Annotated in this window: 16 protein-coding genes; 7 read left to right on the forward strand and 9 right to left on the reverse strand. The window is 73.1% G+C overall.

The genetic code is table 11. The annotated features are described in order from the left end of the window. Nucleotides 1-405: 405 nt before the first annotated feature. Entirely contained in the window at nt 406-861 is a 456-nt protein-coding gene (locus ACQP17_RS01570) for an SRPBCC family protein (RefSeq protein WP_433854558.1), read from the reverse strand. Nucleotides 862-1,309: 448 nt separating this feature from the next. On the opposite strand from ACQP17_RS01570, the gene ACQP17_RS01575 reads away from it, so the two are divergent. Together ACQP17_RS01575 and ACQP17_RS01580 are read left to right on the forward strand one after the other, a co-directional pair. After that, entirely contained in the window at nt 1,310-3,967 is a 2,658-nt protein-coding gene (locus ACQP17_RS01575) for a SpoIIE family protein phosphatase (RefSeq protein WP_433854559.1), read from the forward strand. Between the two features lie 87 nt (nt 3,968-4,054). Continuing rightward, a complete protein-coding gene (locus ACQP17_RS01580; RefSeq protein ID WP_433854560.1) occupies nt 4,055-5,197 on the forward strand; it encodes an ABC transporter substrate-binding protein in 1,143 nt (380 codons plus the stop codon). A gap of 30 nt (nt 5,198-5,227) precedes the next feature. Here the strand turns inward: ACQP17_RS01580 and ACQP17_RS01585 are convergent, their stop codons facing one another. After that, nucleotides 5,228-6,424 (reverse strand): PP2C family protein-serine/threonine phosphatase, encoded by a 1,197-nt coding sequence (locus ACQP17_RS01585; protein WP_433854561.1) that lies wholly within the window; start codon nt 6,422-6,424, stop codon nt 5,228-5,230. A 541-nt stretch (nt 6,425-6,965) separates the two neighbouring features. On the opposite strand from ACQP17_RS01585, the gene ACQP17_RS01590 reads away from it, so the two are divergent. Beyond that, on the forward strand, nt 6,966-7,370 hold the full coding sequence (locus ACQP17_RS01590; RefSeq protein WP_433854562.1) for an STAS domain-containing protein: 405 nt from the start codon (nt 6,966-6,968) through the stop codon (nt 7,368-7,370). A gap of 32 nt (nt 7,371-7,402) precedes the next feature. On the opposite strand, the gene ACQP17_RS01595 is transcribed toward ACQP17_RS01590, so the two are convergent. From ACQP17_RS01595 to ACQP17_RS01625, 7 genes are all read right to left on the reverse strand, one after another. Further along, complete coding sequence (locus tag ACQP17_RS01595) at nt 7,403-7,813, reverse strand: ATP-binding protein (RefSeq protein WP_433854563.1); 411 nt, start codon at nt 7,811-7,813, stop codon at nt 7,403-7,405. A 111-nt stretch (nt 7,814-7,924) separates the two neighbouring features. After that, complete coding sequence (locus tag ACQP17_RS01600) at nt 7,925-9,241, reverse strand: PP2C family protein-serine/threonine phosphatase (protein ID WP_433854564.1); 1,317 nt, start codon at nt 9,239-9,241, stop codon at nt 7,925-7,927. Next, on the reverse strand, nt 9,238-10,251 hold the full coding sequence (locus ACQP17_RS01605; RefSeq protein WP_433854565.1) for a SpoIIE family protein phosphatase: 1,014 nt from the start codon (nt 10,249-10,251) through the stop codon (nt 9,238-9,240). The genes ACQP17_RS01600 and ACQP17_RS01605 overlap by 4 nt, the downstream gene beginning before the upstream one ends. Further along, nucleotides 10,248-10,724 (reverse strand): ATP-binding protein, encoded by a 477-nt coding sequence (locus ACQP17_RS01610; RefSeq protein WP_433854566.1) that lies wholly within the window; start codon nt 10,722-10,724, stop codon nt 10,248-10,250. The genes ACQP17_RS01605 and ACQP17_RS01610 overlap by 4 nt, the downstream gene beginning before the upstream one ends. Further along, a complete protein-coding gene (locus tag ACQP17_RS01615) occupies nt 10,702-11,118 on the reverse strand; it encodes an STAS domain-containing protein (RefSeq protein ID WP_364880147.1) in 417 nt (138 codons plus the stop codon). Before ACQP17_RS01615 ends, ACQP17_RS01610 begins: the two co-directional genes overlap by 23 nt. Continuing rightward, nucleotides 11,115-11,993 (reverse strand): STAS domain-containing protein, encoded by an 879-nt coding sequence (locus ACQP17_RS01620; protein ID WP_433854567.1) that lies wholly within the window; start codon nt 11,991-11,993, stop codon nt 11,115-11,117. The genes ACQP17_RS01615 and ACQP17_RS01620 overlap by 4 nt, the downstream gene beginning before the upstream one ends. Nucleotides 11,994-12,449: 456 nt before the next feature. Then, a complete protein-coding gene (locus ACQP17_RS01625) occupies nt 12,450-13,619 on the reverse strand; it encodes a PP2C family protein-serine/threonine phosphatase (RefSeq protein ID WP_433854568.1) in 1,170 nt (389 codons plus the stop codon). 80 nt (nt 13,620-13,699) lie between these two features. On the opposite strand from ACQP17_RS01625, the gene ACQP17_RS01630 reads away from it, so the two are divergent. The 4 genes from ACQP17_RS01630 (at nt 13,700) to ACQP17_RS01645 (ending at nt 17,676) form a co-directional block, all read left to right on the forward strand. Continuing rightward, nucleotides 13,700-14,209: a MarR family winged helix-turn-helix transcriptional regulator gene (locus ACQP17_RS01630; protein WP_364880152.1), complete on the forward strand. Its 510-nt coding sequence runs from the start codon at nt 13,700-13,702 to the stop codon at nt 14,207-14,209. A 493-nt stretch (nt 14,210-14,702) separates the two neighbouring features. Beyond that, nucleotides 14,703-15,605 (forward strand): Rieske 2Fe-2S domain-containing protein, encoded by a 903-nt coding sequence (locus ACQP17_RS01635; protein WP_433859807.1) that lies wholly within the window; start codon nt 14,703-14,705, stop codon nt 15,603-15,605. A 154-nt stretch (nt 15,606-15,759) separates the two neighbouring features. Then, complete coding sequence (locus tag ACQP17_RS01640; protein WP_433854569.1) at nt 15,760-16,731, forward strand: SDR family NAD(P)-dependent oxidoreductase; 972 nt, start codon at nt 15,760-15,762, stop codon at nt 16,729-16,731. A gap of 219 nt (nt 16,732-16,950) precedes the next feature. Then, a complete protein-coding gene (locus tag ACQP17_RS01645; protein ID WP_433854570.1) occupies nt 16,951-17,676 on the forward strand; it encodes a dienelactone hydrolase family protein in 726 nt (241 codons plus the stop codon). Nucleotides 17,677-17,772: the final 96 nt, after the last annotated feature.

The following is a 17,772-nucleotide window of genomic DNA, read 5'->3' on the forward strand; positions in this document are numbered from 1 at the left end:
GGCGGCTCTGGGAACGGAGGGGATGCCGGGCAGGAAGCAGGGTGCCGCGAGGCCCGGCGACGGGCGCGCCGCTCTTCCGCGACTCCTCGGACGAGGGTGTGCGGAGAGCGTCGCCGCAACGGATGACAACGATGTCAGAGGAGTGTGTGACCGGCCCATCGGCGTGTCAAGAGCCTCTGCAACGACGGCGGCTGGGCCACGCGGCACTCGCGGTCCGCCACGGCCACGACAGTGAAGCGGTGAGCCCATGGTGGCGGGCCCCAGCGCGGGAACTCGGCCCCCCGGACTCCCGCTTCCGGCCGTGGCCGTGATTTAGGTGTTTCACCGAAGTCGGTTCGGTGACGGAGGCGGTGGCAGCGGCAGCGGCAAGGGGAGCTGGAGGCCCGATCTGCTGCGGAAGTCGGATCAGTGTCTGGCGCCGAGCTCCCGTGGTGCGTTCTCGACCACCGTGGCGAGCCGGTTCAGCATGCTGCGGTGGCGCAGTTGGAGGAAGGTGTCCAGCGCCGCGTTGTGCAGCGTTCCGCCGGGCCCGGCCAGGGGGTGCTCGTCGACGATGACGAAGGTGTGTTCGCCCCAGGGGCGGACGTAGATGGCGATCCGGGCGGTGCCCAGCGGGCCGCTGTCGACTTCCAGTTCCAGATTTTCCGGCGGCTCGCAGCGGCGGACGACGGTGTGTCCGTTCAGCGTCCACGGCCCCACGCGGACGGTGTACGCGAGGGTGGAGTCCGGCTCGGGCCAGCGCCCCTCATCGGGCCGCGAGTGTGCCGTACCGACGACCCAGTCCGCGTAACGGGAGGCGTCGGAGAGGACCGCCCGGACCGCGGCCGGAGCCCTCTTGATCAGCTGATGCCGCACCGCCATGCGCTTCGCCCTCCAGCGTCTCGGTGGAGCTGATCGTCGGGGTCGTCGAAGGTCAGCCTGGAGCGGCTCGGTGCGCTCGGCGCGCCGAGGCGTCCGGGCGGGCCGCCGGGGGTGCCGGCATGTCCCTCCGGGCGGGGCACCCGCCCGTGCGCGGGCGGAGGCCGGGCCGGACGCCACTGCCGGACCGGTCGCGGACGAACGCCCCGCACCCGGGCCCGTCCTCGTCGGCCCGTGGGGCAGCTGCCGTAGCACGCCTTGCCGCCGCCCGGACGAGGCAGGATAAATGTGAATCATGAGCGGACACTCGGGTCGATTCCGGCGTTGGCTGAGCCGCGCGCCCGATCGTTCCGCTTTTCCGGAGACGGAGCCTGACGGGGGCGGGACCGGCGACCGCCGGGAGGAGCCCTCCCCGGGGGCCGGGGAGGGGCGGCGCATCCGGCGCTCGTGGTTGACCCGCAGCGTCTCCCGGCAGGTTTTCCTCCTTCAGCTGGTGCTCGTGGTGTTGCTCGTCGCGGCTGCGGTGGTGGTCTTCGTCGTGCAGACCCGGCGGGACACCATGACCGACGCCCGGCACCGCACGCTCGCCGCCGCGGAGTCCTTCGCGCACTCATGGGGGCTTCAGCAGGCCCTGAACAGCCCCGATCCGAGCGCCAAGCTCCAGCCGCTCGCCGAGGCGGCACGGAAAGCCTCCGGCGTCGACGCCCTCATCGTGTACAAGCTCGACGGGATCACGCTCACCCACAGCGACCCGCGGCAGCTCGGCAAGCACGTGATCGGGCCGTACGCCGATGCCGCCCGGGGCAAGTCGTTCACCAGGACCTTCGAGGGCGCCCTGGGCCTCTCCGTGGTCTCCGCGGCCCCCGTCAAGGACTCCTCGGGCAGGGTCATCGCCATCGTCGCCGCGCCGGTCACCGTGGAGAAGGTGCAGAAGTCCGTCAACCGGCAGCTGCCGCTCTTCCTGGGCATCGCGGTGGTGGCGCTGGCACTCGCCGGCGGCGGCGCGGCGCTGGTGAGCCGTCGGCTGCGCCGGCAGACCCACGGTCTGGGGCCGGCCGAGATGACCCGGATGTACGAGCATCACGACGCGGTGCTGCACGCGGTGCGCGAGGGCGTGCTCATCGTCGGCCGCGACGGGCGGCTGGTGCTGGCCAACGACGAGGCCCGGCGGCTGCTGGACCTGCCGGCCGACGCCGAGGGACGCGCCGTCGACGACCTGGGGCTGGACCCCCGCACCGCCGAACTCCTGGCGTCGGACCGGATCGCCACCGACGAGGTGCATCTGGCGCAGGACCGGCTCCTGGCCGTCAACAAGCGGTCCACCAGCCCGTACGGAACCCACCAGGGCAGCGTGGTGACCCTGCGCGACACCACCGAACTCAGGTGGCTGTCGGGGCGCGCCGAGGTGGCGCGGGAGCGGTTGCGGCTGCTGTACGACGCGGGGGTGCGGATCGGCTCCACCCTCAATGTCGCGCGCACCGCCGAGGAACTGGCGCAGGTGGCGGTCCCCCGGTTCGCCGACATCGTCACCGTCGCGCTGCAGGATCCGGTGCTGACCGGCGAGGAGCCGGCCGGGGCGGGAACCGAGCTGCGCCGGACGGCCCTCGCCGGCCTGACGCCGGACCACCCGCTCTACCCCGTGGGCGAGCTGCTCGCGTGCGTCCCCGGTACTCCGGCGGCGGACGGGGACCGGGCCGGCTCGACGCTGGAGCCGGATCTCGCGGGCTCCTCCGCCTGGCGGTCCCAGGACCCGGAACGCACCCAGCGCATCCTGGACCACGGGGTGCACTCCCTGGCGGTCGTCCCGCTGCGCGCCCGCGGCGTCGTGCTGGGAACGGTGGACTTCTGGCGGTGGGGCAATTCCGCCCCGTTCGACGAGGAGGACCTGTCCTTTGCCGAGGAGCTGGTGGGGCGGGCCGCGGTGGGGATCGACAACGCCCGGCGCTTCACCCGCGAGCGCACGATGGCGATGACGCTCCAGCGCAGTCTGATGCCCCGTGGCCTGCCGGACCAGGACGCCCTGGAGGTGGCGCACCGCTATCTTCCCGCCCAGGCGGGGGTGGGCGGGGACTGGTTCGACGTCATCCCGCTGCCCGGCGCGCGGGTGGCGCTGGTCGTCGGCGACGTGGTCGGGCACGGTCTGCACGCGGCGGCCACCATGGGCCGGCTGCGCATCGCCGTGCACAACTTCTCGGCCCTGGACCTCTCCCCCGACGAGCTGCTGGGCCACCTGGACGAGTTGGTGACCCGCCTGGACCGGCAGGACGAGGACGCCGACGACGCCCCGGCGATCACCGGCGCCACCTGCCTGTACGTGGTGTACGACGCCGTGTCCGGGCGGGTCACCGCGGCCACGGCCGGCCATCTGCCGCCGGCCGTGGTCCACCCCGGCGGGACGGTGGAGTTCCTGCACCCGCCGGTCTCCCCGCCGCTGGGGCTGGGCACCGGCCTGCCCTTCGCGACCGCGGAACTGTCGCTGCCGGAGGGGTCCCGGCTGGTGCTCTACACGGACGGGCTGGTCGAGAACCGCAGCCGCGACCTGGACACGGGGCTGGAAGCCCTGCGGGCGGCCCTCGGCGGGCCGGACCGCACCCCGGAGGACACCTGTGCCACCGTCATGCACGAGCTGCTGCCCGCCCGGTCCGCCGACGACGTCGCGCTGCTGGTGGCCCGGACCCGGCGGCTGGACCCGTCGCACATCGCCGAGTGGGAGGTGCCCCGCGACCCGGCGGCGGTGGGCCCGGTCCGTAACGCCTGCGTGCGCCAGGTGGCGGACTGGGGGCTGCGGCACCTCGCCGTCGGCGCCGAACTCATCCTCAGCGAGCTGATCACCAACGCCATTCGCCACGGCGCCGAGCCGATTCACGTGCGGCTGCTGCGTACCCGCTCGCTGATCTGCGAGGTCTCCGACGGCAGCAGCACCTCCCCGCACATCCGCCAGGCGAAGGACACCGACGAGGACGGCCGCGGCCTGTTCCTGGTGGCGCAGTTCGCCGATCAGTGGGGCACCCGCTACTCGGCCCGGGGCAAGACGATCTGGGCCGCCCAGACGATCGGCGCCGACGCCCCGGCCCCGGAAGACGAGTCGCCGCAGCAAGGCGCAGAGTAGGCTAATCCGGACCATTGACGCGAAGCGACGCTTCGGGCGGTGACCCGCCCGGCGGACCGCCCCTCACCTGGTCCTGCTGGAGGCGTTGTGACGAGACATCATCGGGCCCGCGCGGGCGCCCTCCTGTGCGTTCTCGGCCTGGTGACGCCCGGTGTCGGTGCCTGCGGGGAAGGGGGGCCGACCCGGCCGGTCCCGCCCTCGCGGGCCGAGTCGGCCGCGGACGTGGGCGGGTCGGCGGCGCTGGTCAGGGCGGCGAAGCGGGAGGGCAGGCTCAACACGATCGCGCTGCCGCGCCAGTGGGCCAACTACGGCGGGCTGATCGACGGCTTCGAGAAGAAGTACGGCATCAAGGTCGTCGTCAGCGAGCCGAACGACCACAGCGAGCAGGAGATCGACGCCGTCAAGCGCTACCGCGGCCCGCGGCGCGCCCCCGACGTCATCGACGTCGGGGACACCTTCGCCCAGTCCGCGGCCCGGCAGAATCTGCTGGCCCCCTACCGGGTCGCGCCGTTCGACCGGATCCCGCCGGAGCAGAAGGACGCCGAGGCCCGCTGGTACAACAACTACGGCGGCTACGTCTCCATCGGCTGCGACGCCTCCCGCGTCCGGACCTGCCCCGACTCCTTCGCTGATCTGCTCCGGCCGGAGTACAAGGGCCTGGTCTCGATGTACGGCCGGCCCACGGACGCGGGATCGGCCTTCGCCGCCGTGTACGCGGCGGCGCTCGCCAACGGGGGGTCGTTCGACGACATCCAGCCGGGCATCGACTTCTTCGCCCGGCTCAACAAGATGGGCAACTACAACCGTGCCGCCCCCAGCCCCTCCTCGATCGCCCGGGGCAGGACACCGATCAGCATCGAATGGGGCTACCTCAACCTGGCACACCTCGACCAGCTCCGCGGGACGGGCGTGAAGTGGAAGGTCTCCATTCCCTTCGACGGCAGTTTCTCGCAGTACTACGCGCAGGCGATCAACAAGAACGCCCCCCATCCGGCGGCGGCACGGCTGTGGGAGGAGTACCTGTTCAGTCCGGAGGGCCAGAACCTGCGGCTGGTGGACTACGCCCGCCCGGTGCTGTTGGCCGTCATGGCGAAGGACGGGACCCTGAACAAGTCCCTGGCCGCACGGCTGCCGACGGTCGAGGGCACGCCGCAGTTCCCCACCGAGGCGCAGCTGGACAAGGCGGTGCGCACGGTCCGGGAGAAGTGGGCCAAGGCGGTGGGCCACTGAGGCGCCGTTCGCTTCCGGCCGCTCACGGGCTCAGCCTCGGGAGGCCGCCGGTCCGGGCGGCCGGTCCCCGGGCGTGCCGAACCAGTCGATGCAGAGCACCAGCGTGTCGTCCGTCGATTCCGCGGCACGGAAATCGGCCAGGTCGCGCAGTACGGCGCGGGGCACGGCGGCGGCCGGGAGCAGCCCGCCGGCGTGCAGGGCCCGCGCCAGGGCACGTTCCGCGTACGCCTCCCCCTGGGGCGACCGTGCCGCGTACACGCCGTCGCTGACGACGAGCAGCCGGTCCCCGGGCCGCACGTCGAATTCCTGCGCCTTGTAGTGCGTCTCCTCGAACATGCCGAGCGGCATCTGGGGATCGAGTGCTATCCGCTCGACCGCTCTCCCCCGCATCCGCCACAGCTGGGGCGAGCCGGCGTCCACGGCCTGGACGTGGCCGGTCGCGAGGTCGAAGCGCAGCAACAGGGTGGAGACGTAGGCGGCTCCGCGGTATTGGGCGTAGAGGGCCTGGTCGGCCAGGGCCGCCTGGTCCTCGATGCTGATACCGGCCCGGCGGGCGTTGCGCAGCGCACTGACGGCGAGGTGGGTGAGCATCGAGGCGTTGACGCCGGTGCCCATGCCGTCGGTGACGGCGAGGGTCAGCTCGTCGGCGTCCGAGGCCCAGTCGTAGTTGTCGCCGTGGGTGTCGTGGGCGGGTTCGAGCTGGGCGCCGATGGCGTACTCCTCGGCGGAACAGGCCCGGGCCGGGAGGAGTTGCCACTGCATCTCGGCGGCCAGGGTGAGCCGGCTCAGGCGCCGGGCCCGCCGGTAGACGTCGGTGTCGCGCTCGGCCACCAGGAGCTCGTGGCCGAGCAGACCGGCCACGTGGACGAGGTCGCGGACGGTGTCGGGGACGGAGCGCTCGGCGGGCAGCCACACGGTGAGGACGCCGGTGCGCTCCCCCCGGACGGCCACCGGGAAGTGGTGCTCGACGAGGTCGCCGTGCCGGGTCTGCTGGTGGGGCTGGCGGCTGCCGAAGGCTCTGCCCTCGGCGCTGTTGACGACCGGGACGCGCGTGGCCGCCGCCCCCGCCGCGCGGAAGGGGGTGAGCACCGTGGCCCCGTGGTCCGCGAGCAGCAACTCCACGGAGAGTGCTCCGTAGCGTGCGGCGAGCACCTCACGAAGCGTGTCCACCAGAGCGTGCGCGGCCGAGGCCCGCACGGCTCGTTCTACTTCACGCGGTTGAGTCACGGTCTCTCAGACATTCTTCGTCCGGGGACGAGGGCAGAGGCGGGAGCTGACAGGGACCACGCCGCGGGACGGAACGGGGTGGTCGGGTGTCCCGTCACCGTGGCCGGCCGGGCCGCCGCGCACGCGGAAGGGTGGGCGCCCCGGGCGCCGTTGAACCGGCGGAGGCGCTCAGGGGTGGGCAGGGGGTCCTCCCGCCGGGAGGGGGCCGCGCAGTCACCGCCGCGTTCCCGTGTGGGGGCAAGGCTCGATGCGTGCCACGCGGCGGCCTCCTCCCCCTCACCGATGAGGGTGGCGGCCCACTCGTCGTCGGCGGCCACGCTCATGTTCTGACAGCGTGCAGCGGATCTCAGGCCGCCCCTTCGTCCCCAGCCACGGCAGGCGCAGCCGCCTCGTGATGTGACGAGAACAGATTGTTGCCTTATGGCGAATGTTGTCAAACGGCAACTATCGCTTCTATCCTGGTCCGAGCTGGTCACTTGGTCGTGTGGAACGTCCGGCCCGCTGTCTTGCCCCGACCGTCAGCCCTACAGCGAGGTGCACCGTGCTGCCGCAGCCCAGTGGAGGCCGACCGATAGCGGGAGAGGGCGAGCCGACCGTGCGCCGGGAGCGCGGCGCCCTCGTCGTCACCGTCACGGGACACCTCGACATCGACAACATCGAACCGCTGAGCGGGACTCTGCGACGGGCGGCCGAGGACGGCGTGGCCCCGGTCGTCATCGACCTGTCAGCGGTCACCTTCGCCGACTCCGCCACGATCAACGTCCTGCTCCAGGCGCACCACGCGCTGGGTCCGGCCCTGCGTCTCGCGGCGCCCTCCACCGTTCTGGCACGGCTCTTCACCCTCACCGGGCTCGACACCGTCCTGCCCCTGTACGCGTCCGTGGCGCAGGCCATCGACGCCGAGTCGCCGGCCTCCCCCATGGCCGACAGCGGCCGCGAGGGCTGAGCCCGTTCCCGGGCCCGGTGGTTCCGCCGCGCTCAGCGCGTCAGGGTCGCCCGGACCGTCTTGCCGCCGCCCGTCCCCGGGAGGACCGTGACATCGGCGGCCAGCGTGTGCACCATGGGCCATCCGAAGCCGCCGTGACTGCCGGTCAGGTCGGGGCTGCGCTCCTGCGGCGGCGTGGGGCTGGGGTCCTCGACACACACCTCGATGCGCGCGGGGTCCGCGCGCAGGCGCAGGGCCGTGACGGCGCCGGCGTGCCGCAGCGCGTTGGCGACCAGCTCGGACACCAGCAGCAACAGGTTCTGAGTGGTCAGTGCGGAGGGCTCGGGGTGGAGCAGCGCGGCGAAGCCGCGGGCGAAATCGCGGGCCTCCGCCGCGGAATCCGGCCGGCAGGCGCGCTGCACCTGCGGTGACGGGTGGTCGTCAATCGCGAGCCGACGTTGCATGGCTTTCGTCCCCCCGCTCGTAGGGTCTGTTTCCGGCTGCTGTCCGTGAGGCGTCTACCCAGACAATCGAGCGGGAAAAGAGCGTGTTCGGTCCAGTATGGTCTGCGATGCTCACGGCTGACCTGCCAGGGGGTGTCCGCGCTGCGGCTTCTTCGCCCGGCGGACGGCCAGGGCCAGGGTGTCGTCCGGATGCAGGATGACGGTGTGCATGTCCTGCGCGACGGCGCCGGGGATCTCCTCCACCGGGCGCCCGGCATGGGCCTGGGCGCTCTTGACGAGTCGCGCCTCGCCCTCGATGGGGTCGCGCCGGCTCTCGGTCAGCCCGTCGGTGTAGAGCATGAGGAGATCCCCCTCGTGCAGGGTGTCCTCCCGCACCGTGTCGCTCCCGGGAAGCGGGAACCCGATGCCCCGGCCGCGGAGTTCCAGGTAGTCGGTGGTCCCGTCGGCGCGCACGACCAGCGCCGGTGGGTGGCTGCCGTTGGCCAGTCGCAGCGCGCCGGTTTCGGGATCGATCCGGGCAAGCAGGACGGTGGCCATGAGTTCGGGATCGAACGGCGCGAGGATGTCGTGGGTACGGGCCACGATGGATTCCAGCGGATGGCCTTCCAGGGCCAGGGTGCGCACGGCGTGGGTGACATTGAGCGCGCTGCGGGTGCTGCGCACGCCGTGGCCCAGCGCGTCCACGACGGTGATGTGCACGGTGCCGTCGGGAAGCAGCAGCCAGTCGTAGAAGTCGCCGCCCGTGGGGGCGTCGGGGTCGGCCGGCGCGTAGTGGACGGCGAGATCCATACCGTGGACGGTGATCGGCGGGGGCCGCAGCGCGTCCTCCAGCTCGCGCAGGATCTGCCCGTGCGCCCGGCGCAACTGCTCGTCCCGCTCTTCCAGTTGGACGTAGAGGGCGAGCACGCCGCTGTTGGTCTCGGCGAGTTCGTCCTTCAGACGGTGCAGTTCGGTGCTGAGGGTGTCGACGCGGGAGAGCGCGGCGCCCAGCTCGCCTTCGAGGGCCGCGATCTCCGCCTCGGCGGCCGCCGCCTCGCGGGCGCCGCCGGGGGCCGGCGCGGTCGCCCGGGACGCCGTCGGGGCGAGGGCGGGCGCCCGGTCCGCACCTCGGCGCTCGCCGAGCGGGAGGTGCCAGGCGACGGTGCCGTCAGGGGTGGCCTGTCCGGGCAGCGGCAGGTCGGCCGGGCTGGGCGATGCCGGGGTCCGTGCGGCGTGCAGGGTGACGGCCAGCAGGGTCCTGCCGCCGGGCGCGGGGTGCTCGACGGCCTCCAGGCGGACGGAGCCGCCGGCGTCGAGGGCGGCCGTGGCCAGCCGGGACACGGACAGCACCAGACGCGCTCCGTTGGGGGACGACAGGCGGTGCGCTCGGCAGATCCCGCGGACCGCGTGGCGCAGGCTCGGCAGGGTGTGGAAGGTGTGGGGGCTCACGTAATTCTCTGGCTGGGTCGGGCCGCGATCACGGTCGCGTCGTCGCGGCTGAGGCGGTGGCTGTGGGCGAGGGAGGCGGCAAGGAGGAACGGTGGCAGCCGGTGCACGAAGGCCGAGGGCGACCGTGCCCATCGCTGGTCGATGCCGTCGGAGTGAAGCACCGCGGTGGCCTCGGTCGGTAGGGGGAAGGCCCGCACGCTCGGTGTTGCCATGTTCAGCCCGACGATACCCGGCTGGCCGGTCAGGCGGTGCTCCACGTCGAGCGGAGTGAGCGTCAGCACCCGGACATTGCCGACACCGCTGTACTCCGCACGACCGGGGTGCAGCCGCAGCACGCCCACCGCCGCGCCCCGGGTGCGGCGCAGCGCCCGGTGGAGGGCGGTGAGGAGTTCGGGCAGCGGAAGGTCCGGTGCCCGGTGGAAGGCGCGCAGGGCGGCCTGCGCCGCCTCGGCCGCCGGCGGACCGTGGCCGAGGCCGTCGACCACGATCGCGGTGCGGGCGGTGTCGTGCTCGACGACGGCGCAGGCGTCGCCACTGACCTGTTCGCGGTCCGCCGGCAGGCAGACGACGCCCACTTGCTGTCCGGCCGGGGCCTTGGCGTCGGGCTCGGTGAGGCGCGCGCAGATGAGGGTGCCGGTCCCGGGCTGCGTACGGATGGTGAGGGCGGTGGCTATCCGCTTCACGGCACCCAGCCCGGCACCGAGGGAGGTGCCGGTGGTGTAGCCGTCGGCGAGGCACCGCTGCAGCTCGCCGATGCCGGGACCGCGGTCCACGGCGACGATCTCCATCCCCCCGCCCAGGGGCAGGGGCTGGAGGAACAGCGAGCCGCTGCTGGCGTGTTTGGCCAGATTGCTGGCCAGTTCCGAGGCGACGACCGCGGCCCGGTCGGGCAGGGCGCCCGACAGGCGGCAGCGCCCGGCGACCGTCCGGGCGGTCTCGGCTGCGAGATGGACGGCGCTGTAGTGGTCCACCGCGATATGTGCCGTCGGCACCGTCTCGGCGGATGTCACCGCCCCGCCCACCGGGTGGCGATCACGGTCGTGCCCTGCCCGGGTCCGGTGTGCAGTTCGAAGTCGTTCATCAGGCGGCGGGCGCCACCCAAGCCGTGGCCGAGTCCCACGCCGGTGGTGAAGCCGTCGGCCAGCGCCGCATCGGTGTCCAGAATGCCCGGACCGTCGTCCTTGACGGTCAGCCGCAGCCCGGCCTTCCCTCCCATCGCCAGGTGGTCGATGGTGACGGTGCCCCCTCCCCCGTGGATATAGGCGTTGCGCGCCAGCTCACTGGCGGCGGTGACCACCCGTGTCTGGTCGACGATGCTGAATCCGGCACGCAGGGTGGCGGCCCGTACGGCGTGGCGGACGGTCAACAGGTCTTCTTCGGTGCGCACGTGGTGGACCGTCCGGTCCGTGCCCACGCGGCGGTCCGCGGCGAGCCCGCTCGGGGCGAGAGCCACCGCGCGGTCAGTGTTCCGGGTGGAACTCACCCAGGCCCCCTCCGGATGGTTGCGGACTCTGACGCCAGCCCATCGCGGCCATTCCCTGCTCGGCATTGAGTGCCGTCTCCACGCCGGTGAGCTGGAGCCCCAGCTCGACCAGGGTGATGGCGACCGGCGGCCGCATCCCGGCGACGATCACCCGGGCGCCCAGCAGCCGCGCCATGGTGGTCAGTTCCATCAGCGTGCGGGCCACGAAGGAGTCGACGATCTCCAGCCGGGAGATGTCGATGAGGACGCCGCGGGCTCCGTCCCCGCTGATCCGGCTGGTGAGCTCCTCGGTGAACGCCACGGCGGTCTTGTCGTCGAGTTCGTTGAGGAGGCCCGTGACCAGCACGTCCCCCAGACGCAGGATCGGGACGCTGCCCGAGACGGGCGTGCTCATCGCCGATCCAGCGGCGCGTGGTCCGACCCGGCGGCCTCGGTGAGCTTGACGGCCTCGCTGAGGGCGTCGGCGAGGGTGGCGCGGGTCAGGATCGTCGACAGGTCGATGCCGAGCTGCGCGATGGTCTGGGCAATGGGCGGCCGGATGCCGCTGATGACGCAGTCCGCGCCCATCAGCCGCACCGCGTTGACGGTGTGCATCAGGTGCTGGGCGACCGCGGTGTCGACGGTGGGCACGCCGGTGATGTCGATGATGGCGACCAGCGCCTCGTGCTCCTGGATGGCCTGGAGGAGGTTCTCCATCACCACCTGGGTGCGGGCGGTGTCGAGCGTGCCGATGAGCGGGACGGCCAGGACCTGGCGCCACAGTCTGACGACCGGCGTCGACACCTCCAGCAGCTGCTGGCTCTGCCGGCGGATGATCTCCTCGCGGCCCTCGACGAAGGTCTCGAACGCGAGCGCGCCGGCGCTGTCCAACAGCCGGTTGATCAGCACCGCGCTGCCGAAGAGGTCGCCCCCCGCGCGGGTCCGCCGCTGGACGGCCTCCAGCAGGGCCTCCTTGAGCGAGAGCACCGCCAGGGACGTCGCGGTGGGGGAGACACCGCGGCGGGCGCGGCGCAGGGAGATCTCGGACACCGTCCGGTGGATCTCCTCGTGGGCGGTGACCACGCGCTCGACCGGGAACCCGAGGTCCAGGCCGGACAGCAGGGCGCTGACCAGGGCGTCGGCCTCCTCACCCAGCTCGGCCTCGCTCACCTCCCCGTTCAGCGACGGCTGCGCCAGCTGCAACTGCACCCAGCGGTCCGAGATCTCGTCGGCCTCTTCGCGCAGCACGCTCGTGACATGCTCGCGTGCGGCAGCTTCAGCGGAACCCAACTCGTTGTCCTTTCGGTCCGGCCGGCCCGTGGTCCCCCGGACCGCTCGTCCGAGGGGCGGTCGGGCCGCGCCGCGTTCATCGATTGTTGCCTTCCGGCAAATGTTATCGAGCGCGATCAAGCCCTGGAACCCGCGGGCCCCTCTTCACCCGCGGGGGCCGGCATGGCCGGACGGCCGAAACGGTGCGGTGAGATCGTGGCCCGAGAGCGGGGAGCCGGGCCCGTGCATTCTCGAGGATCCGACAGTACGGCGGCGGCCCGCGGGGGCGGCGGGCAACCCCCTCGTGAGTGATCTCACGCGACGCCAGGCCACCGGGGGCGCGGCAGGTCGGCGGCCACGGACCGGGCCGGGCGCCGCAGCGCGCCCGCCCGCGGGGCGGCCCCCTCGTCGACCGGGGCCGAGGCGACGTACCCGGAGGCTGAAGGACTGCGCCGACGGACACCCACCTCCCCATGCTCAGTCGAGACTGTCACCGAACCAGTCAAAACACAGCACCAAGGCATCATCCAACGTGTCCGCCGCACGGTATTCGGCCACATCACGCAGGAGCGCACCGGGCACCAGGGCGGCCGGCAGCAGCCGCGTGGCGAGCAGCGCCCGCGCGAGCGCCGCCTCGACATATGTGCCGCCCCGCGGCGAGGGCGCCTCGTACACCCCGTCGCTCACGAACAGCAGCCGGTCCCCCGGCAGGACCGTGAAGCTCTCGGGTACGTAATGGGACTCCTCGAACATGCCCAACGGCAGTTGCCGGTCGGGTTCGATGCGTTCGACGGTTTTGCCCCGCAACCGCCACATCTGCGGCGATCCCGCGTCGATGATCTCCATCCGCCCCGTTGCCAGTTCCACGCGCACCAGGAGCGTCGAGACGTGGGACGCACCCCGGTAGTGGTCGTAGACGGCCTGGTCGGCCAGTGCCGCCTGGTCGGCAAGGCTGACGCCGGCCCGCCGGGCGTTGCGCAGCGCGCTGACCGCGAGGTGGGTCAGCAGCGACGCGTCGACGCCCCGGCCCATGCCGTTGGTGACGGCGAGGGTCAGCTCCTCGCCGTCCGAGGCCCAGTCGAAGTTGTCGCCGTGCACCGCGTAGGCGGGCTCCAGCTGGGCACCGATCGCGTACTGCGCGGCGGCGCACGCGCGGGCGGGAAGCAGCTGCCACTGCATCTCCGCGGCCAGGGTGAGGCGGCTGACCCGGCGGGCCCGCTGGTAGAGGTCGGTGTCCCGCTCGGCGACCAGGATCTCGTGCCCCAGCTGGTCGACCACCTGCCGGAGCGCGTCGAGGACCTCGGGGGTGGAGCGGTCACCGGGAAGCCGGACCGTGAGAATGCCGATCCGGTCGCCGCGCACCGTCACCGGGAGGTGGTGGTCGACGGCGTCCCCGTGCGGCACCTGCTGCGCGTGGCGCTCCTGGCTTCCCAGCGCGCGCCCCTCCGGGCTGCTGGAGACGCGCAGCGGCCCGGAGTCGTCCCCGGAGGGGTCGCACGGGCTGAGGACGGTGCCGCCGTAATCCGTCAGATACAGCCGTACCGAGGTGGCCCCGTGGACGGCCATGAGGTGCTCACGGACGGTGTCGAGCAGGGCATACGGGGGCGAAGCGCGCAGCGCCCCACCCGCGTCACGGCCTTCCGTCATGCGGTCACCGACCCCCTTCGTGCCGCGCCAAGGGCAGGGTCGGTCTGACAACGGGACGCACAGGGTGACAGAGTGTTCGTGTGCCCCGTTTCACCAGTCGGTCCCTTTCCCGCGAGCAGGCGAGCGCGGCGGCCCTCGCCGCCTCCGAGCTGCTCGAGGTTTTGTGGGGACGCGGGCAGGAAGCGGCGCGCTCGGCCGAGGTCTCCCCGTCCCAACTCCGCGCGCTCCTCGTGATCGAGCAGCGGGAGGGCACGAATCTGCGCACGCTCGCCGAGGCGCTCGCCTCGCGTCCGCCGGCGGTCAGCCGGCTCTGCGACCGCCTGGAGGCGATGGGCCTCGCCGAACGGGCGCCCAGCGCGACGAGCCGGCGCGAGGTCGAGCTGCGGCTGAGCCTGCGCGGCCGCGTGCTGCTGGAGGAGTACCGCGCGGCCCGGAGCCGGGAGGTCACGGCGACCCTGGAGCGGATGGAGCCCTCCGACGTCGCCAAGCTCGCGGCCGGCCTGGAGGCCTTCCACACGGCGTTCGCCCGGCGCGCGGCCGACGAGCGCGGCGCCTCCGTCCGGGACGACAGCGTCGCGGACACTGCCTGACTTCACCTGTTACTCCGCCTCTCGAGCCGGTATCCCCCAACGGAAACCCTCTGCGCGGACGGACAAGCGATCTTCGCCGCACCGGCGACGCTATCAAACCGCCCCTTCACCCCCCCGTTCGGACGAGTCCGGCGCAACGCCCGTATCCGTCCTGCGGCCCGCCCGGACTCTCGCCCGGCCGGGGCGGCACGGGGGCTCCCCTGTTCGGCCAAGTGCCGGGTGGGCAACAGGAGTTCTTGAGGCAGCGCCCGCCCGGACGGCACGGCGGCGTCCGACACGGTCGCGGAAGACCAGCTCGCGCACGAACCGCGGCCGGGTGGCACGCTGGGAGAGCGTGCGGTGTGCGAGGCCGGCGCCCCCACCCGTCGCACCGGCCGACGCACCGGGCCGGCGGTTCGACAGGGCTCCAGGAGAACGCCGTCCGCGCGCGAGGGCGGACGACAGGAGGATGACCGTGCGAGTGACTCCCCGAGCCGGCGGAAGCGGCCCCACCGTGCCGAGCGCGGACCAGGTGACGGGGGGCGTCACCCGAGCGGGCGAGACGCTCCTGGCATCCCTGGACGCGCTCGGCCGCAGCAAGGCCCTGGATGTCGTGATCACCCCGATCGAGCGCGTGGTGCGTGCGCTGCCCCTGGGGCGGGCGCGCGATGTGCTGCACGGGCTGCCGCTCGGTCATCCCCTCCACCCGCTATTGGTGCAGGTGCCGATCGGGGCCTGGCTGTCCTCCGCCGTGCTGGACGTCGTGCCCGGAAACCGCCGGGGTGCCCGGCTGCTGATCGGTGTGGGGGTCCTCGCCGCCGCGCCCGCCTCGTGGGCGGGCTGGGTGGACTGGGCCGAGCAGCACGACGAGCAGAAGCGCACCGGTCTGGTGCACGCGATGTCGACCGCCGTGGCCGTCGGCCTGTACGCGCAGTCATGGGTGCAGCGGGGCCGTGGCCGTACGGCGCTGGGCAAGGTGCTCGGCATGGCGGGTCTGTGCGCGGCCGGTGCCGGCGGGATGCTCGGCGGCCACCTCGCGTTCCGGCAGGCCGCGGGTCCCAACAAGGCGGAGCCCGTACCGCATCTGCTGACGGACGACTGGCAGACGGTGGGCAGCGTGCGGGACTTCCCGGTGGGTGAGGCCGTGCGCCGCCAACTGGGCGAAGTACCGCTGCTGGTGGTCCGCCAGGCCGGCGGGGACATCCAGGTCCTGGCCGACCGGTGCAGTCATCTGTCCGGACCCCTGTCGGAGGGCACGGTCGCGGACGGGTGTGTGCGGTGTCCCTGGCACGGCAGCGTCTTCCGGCTCGTGGACGGCGCGAATGTCCGTGGGCCGGCGACGGCTCCGCAGCCCTGCTTCGAGGTGAGCATCGACGAGACCGGAACCGTCCGGGTCCGGCTGCCGGGCGCCGGGTGACGCGGCGCGGACCACACCCGCGGCCCGCCGCCGGCGCACATGCGCGCCGGAGTGCCTCCGGGTAGCGTCGGACAGGCGAAGCGCACGTCCGCACCACGGTGCGCCCGGCCGCCACCTCCGATGGCACGGGACGGGCTCGACGGAAGGGCTCCTCATGCAGGTGTTGCCGGCCGCTCCCTCGATCGCGGGGCTCACCGCCGTGGTGACCGGCGGTTCCCGCGGACTCGGTCTCCTGATGGCCCGTCAACTATTGTGGCGTGGCTGCGATGTGGTGGTGCTGGCACGCGACGCGGCCGAACTGGACCGGGCGGTCGGCAACCTCGGCAGGGCGGGAGGCCGGGTGGTGCGCGGCGTGGTGTGCGATGTGCGCGACGGCGCGGCGGTGCGGGAGTGCTTCGACGAGATCGCGCGGCACCACGGCCGGCTGGACATCGTCCTCGCCAACGCGGGCATCATCCAGGTCGGCCCGGCCGAAGCGCTCGGGGCCGAGGGGTTCCGCGACGCGATGGACGCCATCTTCCGCGGCGCTCTGAACACCGCGCTCGCCGCTCTTCCGCACCTCCGGCGCAGTCCGGCGGGCGGCCGGCTGGCGCTCATCGGGTCGGTCGGCGGCCTGCTGGCGGTCCCGCATCTGCTGCCGTACTCCTGCGCCAAGTCGGCGGTCGCCGCGCTGGCCGAGGGGTTGCACGCGGAGGAGGCGGCACACGGGGTGACCGTCACCGGGGTGCATCCCGGACTGATGCGGACCGGATCACATCTGCACGCACGCTTCGGCGGGGACCGGCGGCGCGAGTACGCCTGGTTCCAGGCGCTGGCCGGGGCGCCCGTCCTGTCGATGAACGCCGAACGGGCGGCCGAGCGCATCGTCTCCGCGGTCCAGCGCCGCCGGCCCCGGATCGTGCTCACCCCCGCGGCCAAGCTGGGTGTGGTGGCGCACGGCGTGGCACCGGTGCTCACCACCCGGCTGGTGTCGGCGGTGAGCCGGCTGCTGCCGCGTGGCGACGGCTCCGGCACGGCGGAGGGCCTGCGCATCGAGGCGGAGGAACAGCCGCCCGCCCGGCGGCTGCGCGGGGTGCTGGGCGTGCTCAACGAACGGGCCGCGGGGCGCTTCAACCAGCGGGGCTGACGGGCGGGCGGGCGTCCGGCTCGCCCTCGTCCTCGGTCACGGCAGGCCGGGGGCACGACCGGTCGGACGACCAGGACACCCAAGAGTGTGACCCCGCCAGGAACCATGGTCCTGCACGGCTCGTGAGTTATCCCCGCATTGCAGAGGAACACCCGCGCTGTTCCGCCCGCGGCGGAACAGCGGCCCGACCGGACTCGACGATCACTACAGTCCGGTCGCATGACGACGATTACCACGCGCACGGTCGAGTATCCGGCCGACGGTCTGACGATGATCGGGCACCTCGCCCTCCCGGCCGGAGTCGATCGCCGGCCCGCGGTGCTGCTCGGGCCAGAGGGCATGGGGCTCAGCGACGTCGAGCGCCGACGGGCCGATGCTCTCGCCGAGCTGGGATACGTAGCGCTCGCCTTCGACCTTCACGGCGGGCGCTATCTGGGTGACCCCGAGGAGATGCTGGCCCGTTGCATGCCGCTGCTCGCCGACCCCGACCGGATGCGGGGCATCGGTCATGCGGCACTCGACGTATTGCGCGCCGAACCGCGGACCGACCCGGACCGGATCGCCGCCGTCGGCTACGGCACCGGGGGCGCCGTCGGGCTGGAACTCGGACGCGACGGCGCCAACCTGCGCGCGATCGGGACAGTCAACGCGCTGACCACGGGCCGACCGGGCGAGGCGGCGCGCATTCGCTGCCCGGTGTGGGCCGGGGTCGGGTCGAATGACCCGATCATGCCGCCCGCGCAACGGGTCGCGTTCACCGAAGAGTTGCAGGCCGCGGGCGTCGACTGGCGCCTTGTGCTCTACGGCGGCGCCTTGCACGCCTTCCACCACCCGCCGGTCGACCACACCGTGCGTCCCGGCGTCGGCTACCACCCACGGCACGCGCAGCGAGCCTGGCACGACGTCCTCGGCCTGCTCGCCGAGTGCCTGACCGTAACGGAGTGATCTGCTCGACAACCGCGATTCCGGGCCGCGGACCGGGCCCGTCGAACGGTCGGCGTCGGCGGCGCGCCTGCCGGCCCGCACCGCCGGCCTCCGGCC

The organism is Streptomyces kronopolitis (assembly GCF_050953795.1).
Taxonomy (GTDB): domain Bacteria; phylum Actinomycetota; class Actinomycetes; order Streptomycetales; family Streptomycetaceae; genus Streptomyces; species Streptomyces kronopolitis_A.

Coding starts and splice junctions, on each gene's coding strand:
- ACQP17_RS01570 (WP_433854558.1), bottom strand. CDS start 861: ATGGCGGTGCGGCATCAGCTGATCAAGAGGGCTCCGGCCGCGGTCCGG.
- ACQP17_RS01595 (WP_433854563.1), bottom strand. CDS start 7,813: ATGCAACGTCGGCTCGCGATTGACGACCACCCGTCACCGCAGGTGCAG.
- ACQP17_RS01615 (WP_364880147.1), bottom strand. CDS start 11,118: ATGAGCACGCCCGTCTCGGGCAGCGTCCCGATCCTGCGTCTGGGGGAC.
- ACQP17_RS01625 (WP_433854568.1), bottom strand. CDS start 13,619: ATGACGGAAGGCCGTGACGCGGGTGGGGCGCTGCGCGCTTCGCCCCCG.
- ACQP17_RS01640 (WP_433854569.1), top strand. CDS start 15,760: ATGCAGGTGTTGCCGGCCGCTCCCTCGATCGCGGGGCTCACCGCCGTG.
- ACQP17_RS01645 (WP_433854570.1), top strand. CDS start 16,951: ATGACGACGATTACCACGCGCACGGTCGAGTATCCGGCCGACGGTCTG.